At 67.2% G+C, this 20,427-nt stretch carries 14 protein-coding genes; 12 read left to right on the top strand and 2 right to left on the bottom strand.

Annotation, left to right across the window (positions count from 1 at the left end):
• The first annotated feature begins 5 nt into the window (after window positions 1–5).
• From murD to lpxC, 10 genes are all read left to right on the top strand, one after another.
• A complete protein-coding gene (gene murD, locus BLW40_RS08540) occupies window positions 6–1,403 on the top strand; it encodes a UDP-N-acetylmuramoyl-L-alanine--D-glutamate ligase (RefSeq protein ID WP_074767576.1) in 1,398 nt (465 codons plus the stop codon).
• A 124-nt stretch (window positions 1,404–1,527) separates the two neighbouring features.
• Window positions 1,528–2,658: a putative lipid II flippase FtsW gene (ftsW, locus tag BLW40_RS08545; protein ID WP_074767578.1), complete on the top strand. Its 1,131-nt coding sequence runs from the start codon at window positions 1,528–1,530 to the stop codon at window positions 2,656–2,658.
• Window positions 2,655–3,770, top strand: a complete 1,116-nt coding sequence (murG, locus tag BLW40_RS08550) for an undecaprenyldiphospho-muramoylpentapeptide beta-N-acetylglucosaminyltransferase (protein ID WP_074767580.1) — start codon at window positions 2,655–2,657, stop codon at window positions 3,768–3,770. Before ftsW ends, murG begins: the two co-directional genes overlap by 4 nt.
• A 4-nt stretch (window positions 3,771–3,774) precedes the next feature.
• Entirely contained in the window at window positions 3,775–5,211 is a 1,437-nt protein-coding gene (gene murC, locus BLW40_RS08555) for a UDP-N-acetylmuramate--L-alanine ligase (RefSeq protein WP_074767582.1), read from the top strand.
• On the top strand, window positions 5,211–6,128 hold the full coding sequence (murB, locus tag BLW40_RS08560; RefSeq protein WP_074767584.1) for a UDP-N-acetylmuramate dehydrogenase: 918 nt from the start codon (window positions 5,211–5,213) through the stop codon (window positions 6,126–6,128). Before murC ends, murB begins: the two co-directional genes overlap by 1 nt.
• Window positions 6,125–7,042: a D-alanine--D-alanine ligase gene (locus BLW40_RS08565; protein WP_074767586.1), complete on the top strand. Its 918-nt coding sequence runs from the start codon at window positions 6,125–6,127 to the stop codon at window positions 7,040–7,042. Before murB ends, BLW40_RS08565 begins: the two co-directional genes overlap by 4 nt.
• Window positions 7,030–8,034, top strand: a complete 1,005-nt coding sequence (locus BLW40_RS08570) for a cell division protein FtsQ/DivIB (protein WP_074767587.1) — start codon at window positions 7,030–7,032, stop codon at window positions 8,032–8,034. Before BLW40_RS08565 ends, BLW40_RS08570 begins: the two co-directional genes overlap by 13 nt.
• A 1-nt stretch (window position 8,035) precedes the next feature.
• Window positions 8,036–9,286 carry a cell division protein FtsA gene (ftsA, locus tag BLW40_RS08575; RefSeq protein ID WP_074767589.1) on the top strand — a complete coding sequence of 417 codons (1,251 nt, stop codon included), beginning with the start codon at window positions 8,036–8,038 and terminating at the stop codon, window positions 9,284–9,286.
• A gap of 63 nt (window positions 9,287–9,349) precedes the next feature.
• Window positions 9,350–10,900, top strand: coding sequence for a cell division protein FtsZ (ftsZ, locus tag BLW40_RS08580; protein ID WP_074767591.1), 1,551 nt, complete (start codon window positions 9,350–9,352; stop codon window positions 10,898–10,900).
• 235 nt (window positions 10,901–11,135) lie between these two features.
• Complete coding sequence (gene lpxC / locus BLW40_RS08585) at window positions 11,136–12,119, top strand: UDP-3-O-acyl-N-acetylglucosamine deacetylase (RefSeq protein ID WP_083386703.1); 984 nt, start codon at window positions 11,136–11,138, stop codon at window positions 12,117–12,119.
• A 340-nt stretch (window positions 12,120–12,459) separates the two neighbouring features.
• On the opposite strand, the gene BLW40_RS08590 is transcribed toward lpxC, so the two are convergent.
• Window positions 12,460–14,313 carry a lytic transglycosylase domain-containing protein gene (locus BLW40_RS08590; RefSeq protein WP_074767593.1) on the bottom strand — a complete coding sequence of 618 codons (1,854 nt, stop codon included), beginning with the start codon at window positions 14,311–14,313 and terminating at the stop codon, window positions 12,460–12,462.
• Window positions 14,314–14,579: 266 nt separating this feature from the next.
• Between BLW40_RS08590 and ahcY the strand changes: the two genes are divergently transcribed.
• Window positions 14,580–15,980, top strand: a complete 1,401-nt coding sequence (gene ahcY / locus BLW40_RS08595; RefSeq protein ID WP_074767595.1) for an adenosylhomocysteinase — start codon at window positions 14,580–14,582, stop codon at window positions 15,978–15,980.
• A gap of 96 nt (window positions 15,981–16,076) precedes the next feature.
• Here ahcY and BLW40_RS08600 read toward each other — a convergent pair whose 3' ends face one another.
• The gene (locus tag BLW40_RS08600; protein WP_074767597.1) at window positions 16,077–17,339 is read right to left on the bottom strand and encodes a methyl-accepting chemotaxis protein; all 1,263 of its coding nucleotides are present in this window, start codon (window positions 17,337–17,339) and stop codon (window positions 16,077–16,079) included.
• 377 nt (window positions 17,340–17,716) lie between these two features.
• Between BLW40_RS08600 and mutS the strand changes: the two genes are divergently transcribed.
• On the top strand, window positions 17,717–20,329 hold the full coding sequence (gene mutS / locus BLW40_RS08605) for a DNA mismatch repair protein MutS (protein WP_074767938.1): 2,613 nt from the start codon (window positions 17,717–17,719) through the stop codon (window positions 20,327–20,329).
• The last annotated feature ends 98 nt before the right edge of the window (window positions 20,330–20,427 follow it).

The following is a 20,427-nucleotide window of genomic DNA, read 5'->3' on the forward strand; positions in this document are numbered from 1 at the left end:
CGGGGATGATCGGGGTCACCTTCCTGAAGGGAAAGAACGTCGCGGTGATGGGGCTGGGGAAATCCGGCACCGCCACCGCGCGCGCGCTTCTGGCCGGGGGAGCAACCCTGCTGGCCTGGGACGATGACGAGGCGGCCCGCCGCACCGCCGCCGTCGCCGGAATTCCGGTGGCGAACCCGCTTCAGGACGGTGGTGTCGCCGCCGATCTGGTGGTGTGGAGCCCCGGCATCCCCCACACTCACCCCAAACCGCATCCGCTGGCCGAGGCCGCCCGCGCCGCCGGAATCCCGGTGGTGTGCGACGTCGCCCTGCTTGCCCGCGCCCGCCCCGACGCCCGTTTCGTCGCGATCAGCGGCACCAACGGCAAATCGACCACCACCACCCTGCTGGCCCATCTGCTGGCCCAGGCGGGCAAGCCGACCGCCGCCGGGGGTAATCTCGGCACCGCCGCGTTGGATCTGGCCGACCTGCCCGAGGGCGGCAGCATCGTGCTGGAACTGTCGTCCTATCAGCTCGAACTGTCCGATGGGCTGGCGCTGCAAGCGGCGGCGCTGCTCAACATCACCCCCGACCATCTCGGCCGTCACGGGGGCATGGCGGGCTATATCGCCGCCAAGCGCAGGCTGTTCGATTATCTGGTGCCGGGCGGCACCGCGATCGTCGCCGTCGATGACGAACCCTGCCGGGCAATCGCCGACGAACTGAGCGGACAGGGTCTGCGGGTGGTGCGGATTTCGGTTCTGGCCGCGCTGGCCCAGGGCGTGTCGGCCCCCGACGGGGTGCTGCTCGACAATGGGGTGCCGGTTGCCGACCTGAGCCGCTTCCCCCGCCTGCCCGGCCGCCACAATTGGCAGAACGTCTGCGCCGCCTATGCCGTCGCCCGCGCCGAGGGGGTGTCGCCCGAAACCATCGTCGCCGCGCTGGCCAGCTATCCCGGCCTGGCCCATCGTCAGGAACTGGTCGCCGAGCATGACGGCGTCACCTGGATCAACGATTCGAAGGCGACCAACGCCGACGCCACCGAAAAAGCCCTGGTCTGCCGCGACACGATCCATTGGATCGTCGGCGGACGGCCCAAGGAAGGCGGCATCGACGCGCTGGCCCCCTATTTCTCTCGCATCGCCCATGCCTATCTGATCGGCGAAGCGACCGAGGCGTTCGCCCGCACCCTGGCGGGCAAGGTGCCCTATACCTGCTGCGGCGAGTTGGGCGTCGCGGTCGAGATCGCGCACCGTCAGGCCAAGCCCGGCGCGACGGTTCTGCTGTCGCCCGCCTGCGCCTCGTGGGATCAGTTTGCCTCGTTCGAGCATCGCGGCGACGTCTTCCGCGAGATGGTTCAAGCCCTGTACGACGAGGGCGAGGACGAGGACGAGCGCCCGGCGACTGAGGGGGAGATGCCATAATGGCTGCCCTCACCCATCTGGGAACGCTTCCGGAGCGCAGCGACTGGCGCGTTGAGCGCCCGCGCTTTATAGCGCGAAAGCCAAGCGAACGGAGTGAGCGCCCGGCGACTGAGGGGGACACACCATGAGCGTCACCTTCGGCCGCACCGATACCTCTGTTCTCGGCCGCTGGTGGTGGACGGTCGATCGCTGGACCATCGCCGCGCTGCTGGTGCTGATCGCGGTCGGTGCGCTGCTGACGATGGCGGCCAGCCCGGCGGTGGCCGAGCGGATCAACGCGCAAAGCTTTCACTTCGTCCGCCGCCAGTTCATCTTCCTCGCCCCGGCGGTGGTTCTGATGCTGGGGATTTCGCTGCTGACACCGAAACAGGTGCGGCGGACGGCGGTGATCGGGCTGCTGGTCTCGCTGCTGCTGCTGGCGCTGGTGCCGTTGCTGGGGGCCGAGATCAAGGGAGCGCGGCGCTGGCTGTCGCTGGGCGGCCTGTCGGTGCAGCCGTCGGAATTCGTCAAACCGTTTTTCGCCGTCGTCGCCGCCTGGATGTTCGCCTCGGCCCGGCTGGAACCCGGCTTTCCCGGCCGGATCATCGCCACCGCCTTGTTCGGCCTGACCGCGCTGCTGTTGCTGGTCCAGCCCGATGTCGGCCAGACCGTGATCCTGGCGGCAGTCTGGGCGGTGCAGTTCTTCCTGGCCGGTCTGCCGATGCTATGGGTGGTGGTGCTGGGCATGGCCGCCCCGATCGGCGCGGTGGTGGCCTATCAATTCTTCCCGCATGTGCAGTCGCGGGTCGATCGCTTCCTCGACCCCTCGGCGGGCGACGCCTATCAGGTGACGACGGCGCTGAGCGCCTTTCGCAATGGCGGTCTGTTCGGACGCGGTCCCGGCGAGGGCAAGGTCAAGCTGGTGCTGCCCGACGCCCACACCGACTTCATCCTGGCCGTCGGCGGCGAGGAATTCGGTCTGCTGCTGTGCCTGCTGGTGGTGGCGCTGTTCGCCTTCATCGTGCTGCGCGGCTTCGCCCGCCTCGTCAAGGAAGACAATCTGTTCGTCGTGCTGGCGACCGCCGGATTGCTGGTCCAGTTCGGAATGCAGGCGATCGTCAACATGGCCTCGACGCTGCGGCTGATGCCCGCCAAGGGCATGACGCTGCCGTTCATCTCCTATGGCGGCTCGTCGATGCTGGCGCTGGCTCTCGGAATGGGGATGGTGCTGGCCCTGACCCGCACCCGCTATGGCCGGGAAGGATTGGACGCATGAGCGCGACCCGGAAATTGATCGTTCTGGCCGCCGGGGGGACCGGCGGTCACGTCTTCCCCGCCGAGGCGCTGGCCGGGGTTCTGCTGGAGCGCGGCCACCGGCTGGCCCTGGTCACCGACCGTCGCGGCGAAGCCTATGGCGGCACGCTGGGCCAACTGGAAACCCACCGCATCAGCGCCGGGGGACTGGCCGGACGTGGGCCGCTGGCCCGGCTGCGCGCCGTCGCCGAACTGGGGCTGGGGATCATCCAGGCCCGCGGGCTGTTAAAGCGGCTGGAGCCCTCGGTGGTGGTCGGCTTTGGCGGCTATGCCTCGGTGCCGGGGATGGTGGCGGCGACGATGGCCGGGCTGCCCACCGTGCTGCACGAGCAGAACGCGGTGCTGGGCCGCGCCAACCGGCTGCTGGCCAACCGCGTCGGCCGCATCGCCACCTCGTATCCCGAGGTCTCGCATGTCGATCCCAGCCTGACCGCGAAGCTGGTCCATACCGGAATGCCGGTGCGGGCGGCGATCGCCGCGTTGCGCGACACCCCCTATCCGCCGCTGGGCGAAAGCGGGCCGATTCGGCTGCTGATCCTGGGCGGCAGCCAGGGGGCGCGGGTGCTGTCCGAGGTGGTTCCGGCCGCGCTGGCGCTGCTGCCCGAGGGACTGAAGCAGCAGCTTGACGTCGCCCAGCAATGCCGCCCCGAGGATCTGGAGGCGGTCGAGGCCGCCTATCGCGCCAGCACGATCAAGGCCACCTTGCAAACCTTCTTCGCCGACGCCCCCGAGCGGATCGCCGGAGCCCATCTGGTGATCGCGCGGGCCGGAGCCTCGACCGTCGCCGAACTGACCGCGCTGGGCCGCCCGGCGATCCTGGTGCCCTATCCCTTTGCCATCGACGACCACCAGACCGCCAACGCCCATGCCGTCGAAGAGCATGGCGGGGCGTGGCTGATGCCCCAAGACGGCTTTAGCGCCGAAACCCTGGCGGCCCGGCTGGTCGGGCTGTTCCAGTCTCCCGAAACCCTGGCCCGGACCGCCGATTGCGCCGCGCGCGCCGGTCGTGCCGATGCTGCCCAAAGTCTGGCCGACCTGGTGGTCGCCCAGATTCCGACCGATACGAGGAATTAGTTTCATGCGGACCATGCCGTTGTCCATCGGCACCATTCACTTCGTCGGAATCGGCGGCATCGGCATGTCCGGTATCGCCGAGATTCTGCACAATCTCGGCTATGCCGTGCAGGGAACCGACATCGCCGATAATTACAACGTCGAGCGGCTGCGCAAGATGGGCATTCCGGTCCGGATCGGTCACAGCGCCGAGGCGTTGGGCGATGCCCGCGTCGTCGTGATCTCGTCGGCGGTCAAGCCCGACAATCCCGAAGTCGCCGCCGCCCGCTCGCGGCTGGTGCCGGTGGTCCGCCGCGCCGAGATGCTGGCCGAACTGATGCGGTTGAAGAACGCGATCGCGATCGGCGGCACCCACGGCAAGACCACCACCACCTCGCTGATCGCGGCGCTGCTGGAAGCGGCCCGGCTTGATCCCACCGTCATCAATGGCGGCATCATCAACGCCTATGGCACCAATGCCCGGCTGGGTGCCAGCGACTGGATGGTGGTCGAGGCCGACGAATCCGACGGCAGCTTCCTCAAACTGCCCTCTACCGCGGTGGTCGTCACCAATATCGACCCCGAGCATATGGACCATTACGGCACCTTCGACCGGCTGCGCGACGCCTTCCGCAGCTTCGTCGAAAGCATTCCGTTCTATGGCTTCGCCGCCCTGTGCATCGACCATCCCGAAGTCCAGACCCTGATCGCCCGCGTGCCCGACCGCAAGATCGTCACCTATGGCTTCTCGCCCCAGGCGATGGTCCGCGCCGTCAACGTCACCTTCGGGGGCGACGGCGCGCGCTATGACGTCGCGATCACCGACCGCGTCACCGGCCAGTCGCGCACCATCGCCGGACTAAATCTGCCGATGTTTGGCGAGCACAATGTGCAGAACTCGCTGGCGGCGATCGCGGTGGCGGTCGAACTCGGCCTGCCCAACGACATCGTCAGGAAGGCGCTGGGCGGCTTCTCGGGCGTCAAGCGCCGCTTCACCCGCGTCGGCGAAACCAACGGCATCACCGTGATCGACGATTACGGCCACCACCCGGTCGAGATCGCGGCGGTGTTGAAGGCGGCCCGCAGCGCCAGCGCCGGACAGGTGATCGCCGTGGTCCAGCCCCACCGCTATTCGCGGCTGGAAAATTTGATGGCCGAGTTCTGCACCTGCTTCAACAATGCCGATACCGTGATCGTCGCCGACGTCTATGCCGCGGGCGAGGCTCCGATCCCCGGCATCGACCGCGACGCCCTGGTCCGGGCTCTGCGCGAGCACGGTCACCGCAACGTGCTGGCCCTGCCCGAGCCGAAAGCGCTGGCCGGGATCGTCCACGAGGTGGCGCGGCCGGGCGACATGGTGGTGTGCCTGGGGGCCGGGTCGATCACCAATTGGGCCCATGCCTTGCCCGCCGATCTGGCGGCGCTGACCGTGGCCCCGGCGGAATTGGAGGACGGCGAATGATGGCCGCCCGCTCCCCCGCCGCCGATTGGCGCGACGCGCTGCCGCCGTTGCGCGGGCGGCTGACGTCCGACGCGCCGCTGGCCCCCTATACCTGGTTCCGCGTCGGCGGTCCGGCCGACCTGCTGTTCCGTCCCGCCGACGAAGCGGATTTGATCGCCTTCCTGACCGCGCTGCCGCCCGAAGTGCCGGTGACGGTGATCGGGGCCGGATCGAACCTGCTGGTCCGCGACGGCGGGATTCCCGGCGCGGTGATCCGGCTTGGTCCCGGCTTTGCCGCAATCACCCGGACCGAGAGCGGGTTCGAGGTCGGAGCCGGAGCGCTCGACCTCACCGTCTCGCGTCACGCCGAAGCCGAATCGCTGGGCGGGCTGGAATTCCTGTCGGGGATTCCCGGCACGATCGGCGGCGCGGTGCGGATGAATGCGGGCGCGTTCGGGCGCGAGATCAAGGACGTGATCGGGTCCGTCCGGGTGCTCGACCGCGCCGGACAGGTCCACCGTCTCGAGGCGGCGGCGCTGGGGCTGAGCTATCGTCGCTCGTCGCTGCCCGAGGATATGATCGTGCTGTCGGCCGCCCTGGCCGCCAGCCCCGACCGGCCCGAAGCGGTTGCCCTGCGGATGGACCAGATTCGCATCGCCCGCGAGGAGGCCCAGCCGCAACGGTCGCGCACCGGCGGCTCGACCTTCGCCAACCCGCCGGGCGAAAGCGCCTGGAAGCTGATCGACGGTGCCGGATGCCGGGGCCTGACCCGGGGCGGCGCGCGGGTGTCGGAGAAGCATTGCAACTTCCTGATCAATCTCGGCGAGGCCACTGCCGCCGAGATCGAGGATTTGGGCGAAGAGGTCCGCCGCCGTGTCTTCGAGACCAGCGGAATCGACCTGCATTGGGAAATTCGCCGGATTGGAGTGAGGGCATGAGCGCGCAACGGGTTTCCGTCCTGATGGGGGGCGCGTCGTCCGAGCGCGAGGTTTCGCTGCGTTCGGGTCAGGCGGTTGGCGCGGCGCTGGAGCAGGCCGGATACGCCGTCACCCTGGTCGAATGCGGCCACGATCCCGCCACTTTGATCAGCGATCTTCGCGCCTCTCGCCCCGATGTGGTGTTCAACGCGTTGCATGGCCGTTTTGGCGAGGATGGCTGCGTCCAGGGTATTTTGAATCTGTTGGGACTGCCTTATACCCATTCCGGCCTGCTGGCCTCGGCGGCGGCGATGGACAAGGCGTTCGCACGGCGGCTGTTCGCCGTCGCCGGTCTGCCGGTGGCCGAAGGACAGGTAGTGCACCGGGGCGAGCCCGCGCCGCTGCCCCGTCCCTATGTCGTCAAGCCGCTCAACGAGGGCTCGTCGGTCGGCGTCCATATCGTCCGCGACGGCGACGGCACCGACCCGCTGACCGAGTGGCCGTTCGAGGGCGACGAGGTGCTGGTCGAAGCCTTTATTCCCGGCCGCGAATTGACCGTCGCGGTGATGGGCGACCGGGCGCTGGGTGTGCTTGAGATCACATCCGAGCGCGGGTTTTATGACTACTCTGCCAAATATGCTCCCGGCGGTTCGCGCCACATCATGCCGGCGCCGCTGCCGCCCGAAGACACCGCCGAAGCCGGTCGATTGGCCCTGGCGGCGCATCGGGCCCTGGGGTGCCGTGGGGTGTCGCGGGCCGACCTGCGCTACGACGATACCCGACCGGGCGAGGCACCGCGGCTGGTGCTGCTCGAAGTCAACACTCAGCCTGGAATGACCGCAACCTCGCTGGTGCCCGATATCGCGGCCCACGCCGGGATCACCTTTCCCGAACTGGTCCGCTGGATGGTGGAGAACGCCCGATGCGACGCATGAGCGCCGCCGACATCGTGATCACCCCCGAAGACCGGCCCGGCGTCCGGTCGGGCGAGCCGCCGCACGCGCCCAAACCGCCGAAACAGCCGAAACAGCCGCGCGCCACGGCCCAGGCCGCCGCCCCGCGCGGACGCGGTCGCCGCCGCGCCCAGCGCTACCGGCTCGACCTCTCCCCGGTGCAGAAATTCGCCGCGATCGGCGTCGCGGTGACCGCTTTGTTCGTCGGTGGCGCCTCGCTGTGGCAATCGGGCGTGCTGCAACGGGCCTGGCGCGACACCGGAGACTCGGTGCTGCATCTGACCGCGCTGGCTGGCTTTCGCACCACCGAAATCACCGTTGCCGGACGCCGCCGCATTCCGACCGACCAGATCGTCTCGGCGCTGGGTGCCCGTCACGGCGACCCGATCCTGGGGCTCGACATCGCCGCCGCCCGCGACCGGCTGGAAGCGCTGCCCGGCATCCGCGCCGCAGTGATCGAGCGCCGCCTGCCCGGCAGCCTGCATCTGGTGATCGTCGAGCGTGAACCGGTGGCGCTGTGGCAGTACGAGGGCGTCTACACCCTGGTCGATCGCGACGGCAAGGTGATCCCCGGCAGCATCGAGGGCTTCGAGGATCTGCCTCTCGTCGTCGGCGAGGGAGCCGGGGCGCGCGCCGACGAATTGCTGACGATGCTGTCGTCCGAGCCCGACCTCGCGGCGCGGGTCAAGGCGGCGACCCGGGTCGGCAACCGCCGCTGGAACCTCACCCTCGACGACATCCGCACCGGGCTCGAAGTCCGGCTGCCCGAGATCGAGCCCGAGGTGGCGTGGACCCGGCTGGCCGAATTGGAGCGCTCGAAGGGACTAGCCAGCCGCCCGCTGGCGATGATCGATATGCGCGTGCCCGACCGGCTGGTGCTGCGGCCCGGACGCGACCTGCCGCAAAGCGCGGAGCGTCCGCCGCAGGCGTCGTCGCCGCTGCCGCCCGCGCCCGGTTTGGGAAAGGAGGACTGACGTGGCTGTACGCAACGGACTGATCGCGGCGTTGGATGTCGGCACGGCCAAGGTGTGCTGCTTCATCGCGCGCGTCCAGGACGACGGCACGCCGCGCATCGTCGGCATCGGCCACCAGCTGGCGCGCGGGATGCGCAACGGCGCGGTGGTCGATATGGAGGAACTGGAAACCTCGATCCGCGCCTCGGTCGATGCCGCCGAGGACATGGCGGGCGAGCGGGTCCGCGCCGTCGTCGTCAACATTTCGGGCGGACTGCCCGGCTCGGCCAACGTCAAGGTCGAGGTGGCGATGAACGGCCACCCGGTCAACGAAGCCGACATCCGCCGGATGCTCGATCACGGCCGCGCCCACCACGAAAGCCCCGACCGCGAACTGATCCACGCCATTCCGGTCGATTACACCATCGACGGCAATGAGGGGATCAAGGATCCGCGCGGGATGTTCGGCGACCGGCTGGGCGTCGCGATCCACGTCATTTCGGCAGCGGTCGGTCCGGTCCGCAACCTCGCCACCGTCGTCAACCGCTGCCACCTCGACATCGAGGCGCGCGTCGTCAGCCCCTATGCCGCCGGTCTGGCCTGCCTCGTCGATGATGAGAAGGAACTGGGCGTCACCTGCATCGACATGGGCGGCGGCACCACCTCGATCGCGGTGTTCCTGGCCGGGCAATTGATCCATACCGACGTGATTCCGATCGGCGGTGCCCACGTCACCAGCGACATCGCCCGCGGCCTATCGACCCCGGTGGCCCAGGCCGAGCGGATGAAGACGCTGTACGGCTCGGCAATCCCGACGCCGTCGGACGACCGTGAAATCCTGAAAGTGCCGCTGGTCGGCGAGGACGAGGACGGCGCCAGCAATCAGGTGCCGCGTTCGATGCTGATCCAGATCATCCAGCCCCGGCTGGAAGAGACGTTTGAACTGGTTCGCACCCGGCTCGAACAGGGCGGGTTCGACAAGATGGCTGGCCGCCGGGTGGTTCTCACCGGTGGGGCCAGTCAGATGCAGGGCGCCCGCGACCTAGCCGGTCTGGTGCTCGACAAGCAGGTGCGTCTCGGGCGGCCCGTCGGGTTGCAGGGACTGCCCGAAGCGACCGGAGGCCCTGCATTTTCGGGCTGCGCCGGTCTGATCCGCTATGCGCTGGTCCACTCCCCCACCCCCAGTCGGGGACGGCGGGCGGCGATCAGCGTCGGTGGCGACGGCGGCTCGGCCTGGGGCAGGCTGGGAGGCTGGTTGAAGCGTAATTTTTGACCCGGACGAAATCTCATCATACGGCCGAGGGTGAAGCGGCCGAAACAGCGCGGAGGACTACACATGCTGACCTTTCTTCCCGGAGCCAATGAAGAACTGAAGCCTCGCATCACCGTCATCGGCGTCGGCGGCGCCGGCGGCAACGCCGTCAACAACATGATCCAGTCGCGGCTGGAGGGCGTCGAGTTCATCGTCGCCAATACCGACGCGCAATCGCTGGGCCAGAGCCGCACCGAGCGGCGGATTCAACTCGGCACCCAGGTCACCCAGGGTCTGGGCGCGGGCTCGCGTCCCGACGTCGGCCGCGCCGCCGCCGAGGAAAGCATCGAAGACATCCTCACCCAGATCAACGGCACCAACATGGTGTTCATCACCGCCGGAATGGGCGGCGGCACCGGCACCGGCGCCGCGCCGGTAATCGCACGGGCCGCCCGAGAGCAGGGCATCCTGACCGTCGGCGTGGTGACCAAGCCCTTCCATTTCGAGGGCGCGCACCGGATGCGGACCGCCGAGCAGGGCATCGAGGAGATGCAGCAATATGTCGATACCCTGATCATCATCCCCAACCAGAACCTGTTCCGCGTCGCCACCGAGCGCACCACCTTCGCCGACGCCTTCAAGATGGCCGACGATGTGCTGTATTCCGGCGTGCGCGGCGTCACCGATCTGATGATCATGCCCGGCCTGATCAACCTCGATTTCGCCGACATCCGGACCGTGATGAGCGAAATGGGCAAGGCGATGATGGGCACCGGCGAGGCCGAGGGCGACAAGCGCGCGATCGACGCCGCCGAGGCCGCGATCAGCAACCCGCTGCTCGACGACACCTCGATGAAGGGGGCCAAGGGCGTCCTCATCAACATTACCGGCGGCATGGACATGACCTTGTTCGAGGTCGATGAAGCCGCCAACCGCATCCGCGACGAAGTCGATCCCGAAGCCAACATCATCTTCGGCTCGACCTTCGACGAGAAGCTGAACGGCCAGATCCGCGTCTCGGTCGTCGCCACCGGCATCGCCAGCGAAGCCGCCGCCCAGCCCAAACCGACGGTGATCTCGCTGGTCGGCACCCAGCAACCGCAGCCTGCGGCCCGGCCGGTCCAGCCCGCCGCCGCCCAGGCGGCCCAGCCCCAGCCCAGCTTTCGTCCGCAGAAGCTGACGGTGCCCCAGCCCGCTCAGGCCCAGACCACCGCTCCCCAGGCGACGGCGCGGGCGGCGATCCGCGACCCCGAAATCGATCAGCGCCAGACCGATCCGGTGATGCGGGCCGAGCCCGATCTGCGTCCCGAGCCCAGCTTCAACCGGGCGATGCCGAGCCGCTATGCCGACGAAGTCGAGCCGGATATGAGCAGCCTGCATCGCGCGGTGTCGGAAATCGCCGAATCCCCGATCAGCCAGCCGCAGCATCCGGTCCAGCACAGCGAACCGCCCCGTGCCGGCAGCCTGCTCAACCGTCTGGTCAATCGCGGCCGCCACGCGATCTCGCCCGCCCCGGCGGCTCCCCGTGCCCCCGAGGCGCCCGCGCCCCGGATGGAAGCCCGCCGCGAACCGACCGCGCCCCGGTCGGGTGAGGATCTCGACATTCCGGCGTTTCTGCGTCGTCAGGCGAATTAGAGCGCTCACGACCGTTTAGGGGGGCTTCGGCCCCCCACCCGCGCCACCTTGACGGGCCCGATCGGATTGCCCGGTCGGGCCCTTTTTTCAAGGCGTTAGCGGTGAAACAATCGGCAACAATGATTGATTTGAGGGCTCGACCCCGGGCTGGTAGAGATAGGAGCGTAGACATCAAGTTCCGCATCGCCTCGAACACTTAGACAGAGGCGGGCAAAACAGAAATAGGGGATCGCCCGTGAATCGGATCGTCGACGAACAGAATCCCGGCCTCGACACCCTGTCTTTCGTCTCGACTGCATTCCGGTCCCCGCAGCGGACACTCAAGACCGCGATCGGATGCACCGGGATCGGTCTTCATTCCGGTTCGCGCGTTACCATGACGCTGCGTCCGGCCGCCCCTGATACCGGCATCCGGTTCCGCCGCGTCGATATCGCTGGCGGCGGCGGCATCGTTCCGGCCCATTGGGCCACCGTCAACGACACCCGCCTCAACACCTGCCTGCGCAACAGCGACGGCATCGCCGTCGGCACCGTCGAACATCTGATGGCCGCTTTGTGCGGGATGCAGATCGACAATTGCCTGATCGACATCAACGGCCCCGAAGTGCCGGTGATGGACGGATCGGCCGCCCCCTTCCTGTTCCTGATCGAATGCGCCGGAACCCTGGAACAATCGGCCCCGCGCCGCGCCATCAAGGTGTTGAAGCGTGTCACCGTCCGCGACGGCGACAAGGTCGCCTCGCTCTCCCCCGCCTCGTCCTTCTCGGTCCGAGTTGAAATCGACTTCGCCAGCAGCGCGATCGCCCGCCAGGATTTCTTCCTCGGCCTGACGGAAAGCAGCTTCAAGGCCGAAGTCGCCCGCGCCCGCACCTTCGGCTTCGAACAGGAAGTCGCGATGCTGCGCGCCAACGGACTGGCCCGTGGTGGCTCGCTCGACAATGCGGTGGTGATCGACAGCACCGGGACCAAGGTGCTCAACGACGACGGGCTGCGCTACGGCAACGAATTCGTCCGTCACAAGGTGCTGGATGCGGTCGGCGACCTTTACCTCGCCGGTGGCCCGATCCTCGGCCATTTCAACGGCATCCGCACCGGCCACGCGCTGAACAACCAGTTGCTGCGCCAGTTGTTCGCCGACAGCTCGGCCTATTGCCTGGTCGATCTCGCCGCCGTTCCGGTCGAAATCTCCTCCCCCGAGCGGCTGCGCGCGGCGAGCTGAACAAAGTGAAACGACCTCCCTCTCCGATGGGGAGAGGGAGGCGGATCGCAAAGAACAGGGGACAGACCGCTTAGAAGTCTCCCGTGAAAAAGTCCCTCGCTGTCGCTCGGTGTACTTTTTCCCGTTGGATTAAAAGGAGAAAAATGGGCTAGGGGCGGCCCAGCGCCCATTTTTCGTGTTGTCTGTTTCACCAGCCTCCGAAGCCGTGGGCGTCGCCCATCGGCCTCGGAGGGAACCAAATCCATCCCCGCGCGGAAAGCTTGATTGAGCACGGGGATTCTTTTTGAACCGGGGAAAAGTACACTGAGGCCAAAGGCCGAAGGACTTTTTCACGACCGACTTAGAACCCGACGGTGCGGCTGGAACCGACGCGAAGCGGAGAGCGTTCCGGGGTGCCGTAGATCGGCCATGTGCCCGACGCCACCGCTTCCAGCGATGCCGAGGACTGACCCAGCCGGGCCTGATAGACCCAATAGCTGGTCATCACCCGCTGCACGAATACGCGGGTTTCCCGCGCGGGCAGGCTTTCGACGAACATCAACGGATCTTCGCCGTGACGGATGCCCTGAAGCCAGCGCCCCAGCGTGCCGGGACCGGCATTATAGGCCGCCGCCATCATCATCAAATTGCCGTTGACCGGATCGTCCGACAACAGCCGGGTGACATAGCGTTGCCCCACCCCGAGATTGACCGCCGGATCGGTCAATTGGTCGCGCACGCGCAGACCGCCGACCGCCTGGGCCGTTGCCGGCATCAATTGCATCAGACCGGCGGCACCCGAGGCGCTGCGGGCATCGGGATTGAACGAGGATTCCTGACGGACCAGGGCATAAACCAGAGCGCGGTCAACCTGCCAGCCGCCTTGCGGCATCCAATCGGGCAGCGGATAGGCGGCGGCATCATGGGTCCGCCCGTTTTCACGCGGCAACACGCCGCCCAGCCGAACCGCCAGACCCGGCATCTTCGCCGCCTGGGCCAGCACCAGCATCGACTGACGCACCGCCTTACCGGCGGACGGGTAGAGCTTGCGCAATTCTTCTTCGGCGTCGTCGCGTTCGCCCAACTGGATCAGGGCCAGGGCGCGCCGCGCCGCCGGAACCCGCATCAGCATGTCGGCATCGCCCTCGGTGAAGGGGGGCAATTCCCAGGCATAGCTGACCGGATAGCCCAGCCAGGAGCGGGCAAGCAGACCGTAGAAGGTGCGCGGATAGCTGGCGGCAACTTCCATCCAGTGATTGACCGCTTCGGGGCGATGGTTGACCAGATTGGCCCGGGCCGCCCAGAACGCGCCGCCCGCAGTCAGCCAATCCTGATTGAGGGCCGAGGTCGCGGTATCTTCGAAATGACGGCGGGCCTGATCGGGCTTGCCCGCCCGCCACAGCGCCAGACCGGCGATCCAGTGGGCGGCGGGCAGCGCCTCGCCCGAGCGTTCCGCCGAAGCCGACGCCAGATCGGCGGCGCGGTCGTCGCGGCCCCCGGCGAAATGATCGGACGCCACCATCAGCCGCAGCCGGTCCTGGTCGAGCGCCGGAAGCGACTGCACCTCGGCCGAGGCCAGCATCGCTTCGGCCCGGCCGGATTCGTTGTCGCGCAGCAATTGGCGCAGACGGGTCTTGATCGGCCGCGCCCGGGGAGCGGATTCGTCGGTATCGAACGCCACCTCTTCCCACATCGCGCCATCGGCGTCGGTGTCGATCCCGGTCCCGCGCAATGCGCCACGCTGGGGGGCGCGCAGGCCCTGAGCCCCGCGTCCGCCCTTGGCCGACAGGGCCAGACGGTGGATCGCCTCGGCCTGAGGCAGGGCCGCGTTTTCGGCCAGCCAGGCGCGCAATTCGGGGAAATGGGGCTTGGTGCTGGGGGCGAGCAGCCGCCGCGCCTGGACATAGCCGCGCAGCAGATCGTCTTCGACCTTGCCCAATTCGCGATCGGCACCGGCCCAATCGCCCCGGTCCTGAAGAGTCAGGATGCGGCGATAAAGATCGGCATCGGCCACCGACAGCGGCCGGGGCACGGGAGCCACCCTGGCTTCACGCTGGCCGCCGGGAAAAATCGCGGCGGTCTGCGGGCCTTCGGCGGCGGCAACCTGGACGGACCCGGCAAAGGGGGAGTTCGGACGGGCCGGTTCGCCCGCCGTGGCCGTGGACGTCGCAGCCAGAATCACCAGCATCGCTGCTGGGAGGAGCCTGTCGCGCAAGGCTGTTCTCCTCAGGTGGTTATCGACAATACCAATCGCGGTCACCGGTTTTATAAATGAATGGACCCCTCCTGTGGAAGAAAAAAATGCCCACACGCCCCAGGGGAAACTAACATTCCTTTTATATTCAGTGACTTAACCGAAAAGATTCCTCCCCCAACCCCGCCTCATTAACACATAAAGATATCTTTATATGATGTTGCGTTTTGCCGCCAAGCCCGCTACACTCCGCTCCAGCTTAACCTCCTGATATCCAGAGGAATCGCATGACCGCTTTCACCGACTATAAGGTCGCCGACATCGGGCTGGCCGCCTGGGGCCGCAAGGAACTGGACATCGCCGAAAGCGAGATGCCCGGCCTGATCGCCACCCGCGAGGAATACGGCCCGAGCCAGCCGCTGAAGGGTGCCCGCGTCGCCGGTTCCCTGCACATGACGATCCAGACCGGCGTGCTGATCGAGACGTTGACGGCGCTGGGCGCCGACGTCCGCTGGGCGTCCTGTAACATCTTCTCGACCCAGGACCACGCCGCCGCCGCGATCGCCGCCGCCGGTATCCCGGTGTTCGCCGTCAAGGGCGAGAGCCTGGAAGAATATTGGGATTACACCCACCGCATCTTCGAATGGGCCGATGGCGGCTGCCCGAACATGATCCTCGACGATGGCGGCGACGCCACCCTGCTGATCCATCTCGGCATGCGCGCCGAGAAGGATGCCTCGGTGCTGTCCACCCCCACCTGCGAGGAAGAGGAATATCTGTTCGCTTCGATCAAGAAGAAGCTGGCGGCCGATCCGACCTTCTATTCCCGCAACGGCACCGCGATCCGGGGTGTGACCGAGGAAACCACCACCGGCGTCCACCGTCTCTACGAGATGGAGAAGAAGGGCACCCTGTTGTGGCCGGCGATCAACGTCAACGATTCGGTCACCAAGTCGAAGTTCGACAACAAGTACGGCTGCCGCGAATCGCTGGTTGACGGCATCCGCCGCGCCACCGACGTGATGCTGGCGGGCAAGGTCGCCGTCGTCGCCGGGTTCGGCGACGTGGGCAAGGGCTCGGCCGAGTCGCTGGCCAGCCAGGGCTGCCGCGTCATCGTCACCGAGATCGACCCGATCTGCGCGCTTCAGGCCTGCATGGAAGGCTATGAGGTCCAGACGATGGAACAGGCCGCGCCGCGCGGCGACATCTTCGTCACCACCACCGGCAATGTCGATGTCATCACCCTCGACCACATGCGGGCGATGAAGGACCGGGCGATCGTCTGCAACATCGGCCATTTCGACAGCGAAATTCAGGTCGCCGCGCTGAAGAACTTCGCCTGGAACAACATCAAGCCGCAGGTCGACGAGATTAAGTTCCCCGACGGCAAGCGGATCCTGCTGCTGGCCGAAGGCCGTCTGGTCAATCTGGGCTGCGCCACCGGCCATCCCAGCTTCGTGATGAGCGCGTCCTTCACCAATCAGGTGCTGGCCCAGATCGACATCTACGCCAATCCGGGCAAGTACGAGCGCAAGGTCTATGTGCTGCCGAAGCACCTCGACGAGAAGGTCGCCTTGCTGCATCTGGCCAAGCTGGGCGCGACCCTGACCCAGCTCAACAGCAAGCAGGCCGAGTATATCGGCGTCGCGGTCGCAGGCCCGTTCAAGCCCGACACCTACCGCTACTAAGCGTCGGCCAAAGCGTGCGTCAGGTTTGGCGCACGATGCTCCGGGCCGAACGATCACGGACGGGACAGGGGGAAACCCCTGTCCCGTTTCGTTTGCTCAGACCGTGCCGACCTCGCCGAGGAAGCGGCTGACCACCCCGCGCAGGGCGGCAGCCTCGTCCACCAGCGAGTGGGACGAGGCCAGAACCTGTTCGGCCGCCCGCCCAGTTTCGGCCGCGGCCTGGGTCACGCCTCCGATCGTGGTCGATACCTGACGCGTCCCGCCTGCGGCGGCTTGGATATTGCGGGCAATTTCGGCGGTCGCGGCGGATTGCTCTTCGACCGCCGAGGCGATCGCGGTCGCAATGTGGTTGATATCCTCGATCCGGGCGACGATACCGGCGATCGCTCCGACCGCTTCCTGGGTCTTGGCCTGAACCGAGCCGATCAGAGCCCCGATTTCGTCGGTGGCCCGGGCGGTCTGGGTCGCCAGATGCTTGACCTCGCCCGCCACCACCGCAAAGCCCTTGCCCGCTTCGCCAGCGCGGGCCGCCTCGATCGTCGCGTTCAGGGCCAACAGGTTGGTCTGGCTGGCGATGTCGTTGATCAGGTTGACCACCGCGCCGATCTTGGCCGAACTGTCGGCCAAGCTCCGCACCATGCTGTTGGTATGGTCAGCCTCGGCGGATGCCGCCTTGGACGCGACGCTCGATTGCTCGACCTGCCGGGCGATCTCGGCAATCGAAGCCGACAATTCCTCGGCGGCGCTGGCGACGGTCTGCACGCTGCCACTCGCCTCGTCACTGGCGGCGGCGACGGTCGAAGCCTGACGTTTGGTCTGCTCGGCATTGGCCGACATCGTCTGAGCAACGCCATTCATGTCGGCGGCGGCATGGGTGACCGTTTCGAGAACCCCGGAGACGGCCTGATCGAACGCGCGGGTCATCGCCTGAAGCGCCTGCCCCCGCTCCTCACGCTGGAGAAACAACGCGGACAGGTCGGACAGACAGACGAACACCAGGGTCCGCCCCCCTTCCTGCGCCATGAACAGGGTTGCCGTGACCGGCAGGTCGCTGCCATCGGCGCGGCGATGCACCCATTCGAACCGGTTGAACCCCTTGCGGACGGCCTCGGCGATGAGCGGCTGGGCCTTGGCCTCGGAGCTTTGGCCGTCGGGTTGAAACGGAGGCGAAAGCTGGGCGGGGGTGCAATCGAGCAGCGCCGCCTTGTCGGCATGGCCGAACATCCGCGTCGCCGCATCGTTACACTCGATATAGACCCCGTCGCTCATGACCAGGATGGCATCGGGCGTACAGTCAAAAAATGTGCGCCGGATAGCGAGCCCCGCATCGGGGCGTTTGCTCCAAAATTGAAGAGCCACGACCGTTCCTTATACCTAAAGGGGTTTTGATTTCACACAAAACTTACTCTTTAGGTGTAGCACGCCGCCGCTCGGTGCTTAATATACAAATTAGAAATACGCATAAAGCAGTGTTTAAATCTATCGTTGGATTACGATACATAAATTCGATTCAAACAAGGATTATCAAATCTCCGCCAATCGGCTGAAAACGATACGACATTCCAGATTATCTATTTTCACGCGCCGTTATCCTGGCCGGAAAACCCGCGCGGTTTGCCGGGGAGGCCGGGCGTGCTACGGTGCGGGCCGACATCCCGCCCCCAGCCGAATGAAGCCCGCCCGTGACCGCCGCACCGTCCGAGTCCCTCGCCTCCCTTCCCGACGACGTCACCCCGATGATGGCCCAATATCTGGCGATCAAGCGGGCGCATCCCGATTGCCTGCTGTTCTATCGGATGGGCGATTTCTACGAATTGTTCTTCGACGACGCGGTCAAGGCGTCGGCGGCGCTTGATATCGCGCTGACCAAGCGCGGCAAGCATCTGGGCGAAGACATCCCGATGTGCGGCGTCCCCTTCCGCGCCTACGAAGCCTATCTGGCCCGGCTGGTGCGCCAGGGCTTCAAGGTCGCGATCGGCGAACAGATCGAAGACCCCGCCGAGGCGAAGAAGCGCGGCGCGAAGTCGGTGGTGGCCCGCGACGTCACCCGCGTCGTCACCGCCGGAACCCTGACCGAAGACACCCTGCTCGACGCCCGCTCGCACAATTATCTTGCCGCCGTGGCCGAGGCGCAGGGCGGGCTGGGGCTGGCCTGGGTCGATGTCTCGACCGGTGATTTCGCCACCCAGGCGGTGGCGACGGCCGGCCTGTCGGCGGCGCTGGCACGGCTGGCCCCGGGCGAGTTGCTGGTGCCCGAGCGTCTGCTGAGTACCCCCGCTCTGTTCGAATCCTGGGCCGAGTGGAAGTCGATCCTGTCGCCGCTGCCATCGGCCCGGTTCGATTCCGACAATGCCCGCCGCCGCATTGAAAGCCTGTTCGAAGTCGCTGCCCTGGACGGGTTCGGCGCGTTTTCCCGCGCCGAACTGGCCGCCGCCGGGGCGCTGGTCGATTATGTCGAACTGACCCAGAAGGGTAAGCTGCCCCGGCTGTCATCGCCCCGGCGGCTGGCCGAGGGCGCGGTGATGGAGATCGACGCGGCAACGCGGCGCAATCTCGAACTGGCCCAGACGATGGGCGGCGAGCGGCGGGGATCGCTGCTCGACACCATCGACCGCACCGTCAGCGGAGCCGGAGCCCGGCTGCTGGCGGCCCGGCTGGCCGCGCCGCTGACCGATCCGGCGGCGATTGCCCGGCGGCTGGACGAGGTCGCCTTCCTGGTCGAACAGGATTCGTTGCGGTCTTCGCTCCGCGCGACCCTCAAAAGCTGCCCGGATATCGAACGAGCTCTCTCGCGGCTGTCGCTGGGACGCGGCGGCCCGCGTGACCTTGCCGCGATCCGCGACGGGCTGGCGGCGGTGCCGACGCTGCGCCTGCAAGCCACCGGGATCGGTCCGCTGCCGCCCGCGCTCGAGGCGACGCTGCGCGATCTGGGCGAGCACAGCGCCCTGGTCGATCGCCTCGGCCGCGCCCTGATCCCCGAGCCGCCCCTGCTGGCCCGCGACGGCGGCTTCATCGCCGAAGGGTACGACGCGACGCTGGACGAGACCAAGGCGCTCAAAAGCGAAAGCCACACCCTGTTGATGCAGCTTGAGCGGCGCTATGTCGAGGCGACCGGGATCGCCGCTCTCAAAATCCGCCACAACAACATCATCGGCCACCATATCGAGGTGCCGGGCAAGCAGGCGGACAAGCTGGACGAATCCTTCATCCACCGCCAGACGATGGCCCAGGCCGCCCGCTACACCACGTCCGAGCTGATCGCACTGGCCGGGCGGATCACCGGAGCCTCGGAACGGGCGCTGGCGCTCGAACTGGCGCTGTTCGACGATCTGGTCACCGATGTTACCGCCCGCGCCACCGATATCGCCGCCGCCGCAAGCGCCTTGGCCGCGCTTGACGTCGCCTCGGCCCTGGCCGAACTGGCGGCATCGCGGCGCTGGACCCGACCCCAGGTCGAGAGCGGCACCGCCTTCGAGATCAAGGGCGGCCGCCATCCGGTGGTCGAAGCCGCACTGGAAGCAACCCATGGCGGCGCCTTCGTCGCCAACGATTGCGACCTGTCCGAAGGGCAGCGTCTGTGGCTGATCACCGGCCCCAACATGGCGGGTAAGAGCACCTTTTTGCGCCAGAACGCGCTGATCGCCCTGCTGGCCCAGACCGGATCGTTTGTCCCCGCCGACTCGGCCCGGATCGGGGTGATCGACCGCCTGTTCTCGCGGGTGGGCGCCGCCGACGATCTGGCGCGGGGTCGTTCGACCTTCATGGTCGAGATGGTCGAGACCGCCGCGATCCTCAATCAATCCGGACCCGGCGCGCTGGTGATCCTCGACGAGATCGGGCGCGGTACCGCCACCTTCGACGGTCTGTCGATCGCCTGGGCGGTGGTCGAGCATCTGCACGAGGTCAATCGCTGCCGCGCCCTGTTCGCCACCCACTATCACGAACTGACCCGGCTGGCCGCCACCCTGCCCTCGCTGGCCTGCCACATGATGCGGGTCAAGGAATGGCAGAACGAGGTGGTGTTCCTCCACGAGGTCGGCGCCGGAGCCGCCGACCGCTCCTACGGCATCCATGTCGCCCGGCTGGCCGGTCTGCCCACGGCTGCGGTCGCCCGCGCCGAGGAAGTGCTGACCGTGCTGGAAAGCTCGGATCAGGCGTCGGGAATCGCCCGGCTGGCCGACGATCTGCCGCTGTTCGCCGCAATCGCGGCCAAGCCCAAGGCAAAATCGGCCGCCCCCGCCGCACCCATCGCCTCGGCGGTCGAAGAGCAATTGCGCACGATCAATCCCGACGAACTGACGGCGCGTCAGGCGCTTGACCTGATCTACGAGATGAAGCGGCTGCTTTGATACCAACCGGCCAAAGACTTGGCCGGTTGTATTGTCCCTCGCCGGGCGCGGCCATCCGGCCGCTTGGCCGCCGCCGCAATGGCGGCCAGATACCGGCC

This window comes from Magnetospirillum fulvum (assembly GCF_900108475.1).
Lineage (GTDB): Bacteria > Pseudomonadota > Alphaproteobacteria > Rhodospirillales > Magnetospirillaceae > Phaeospirillum > Phaeospirillum fulvum_A.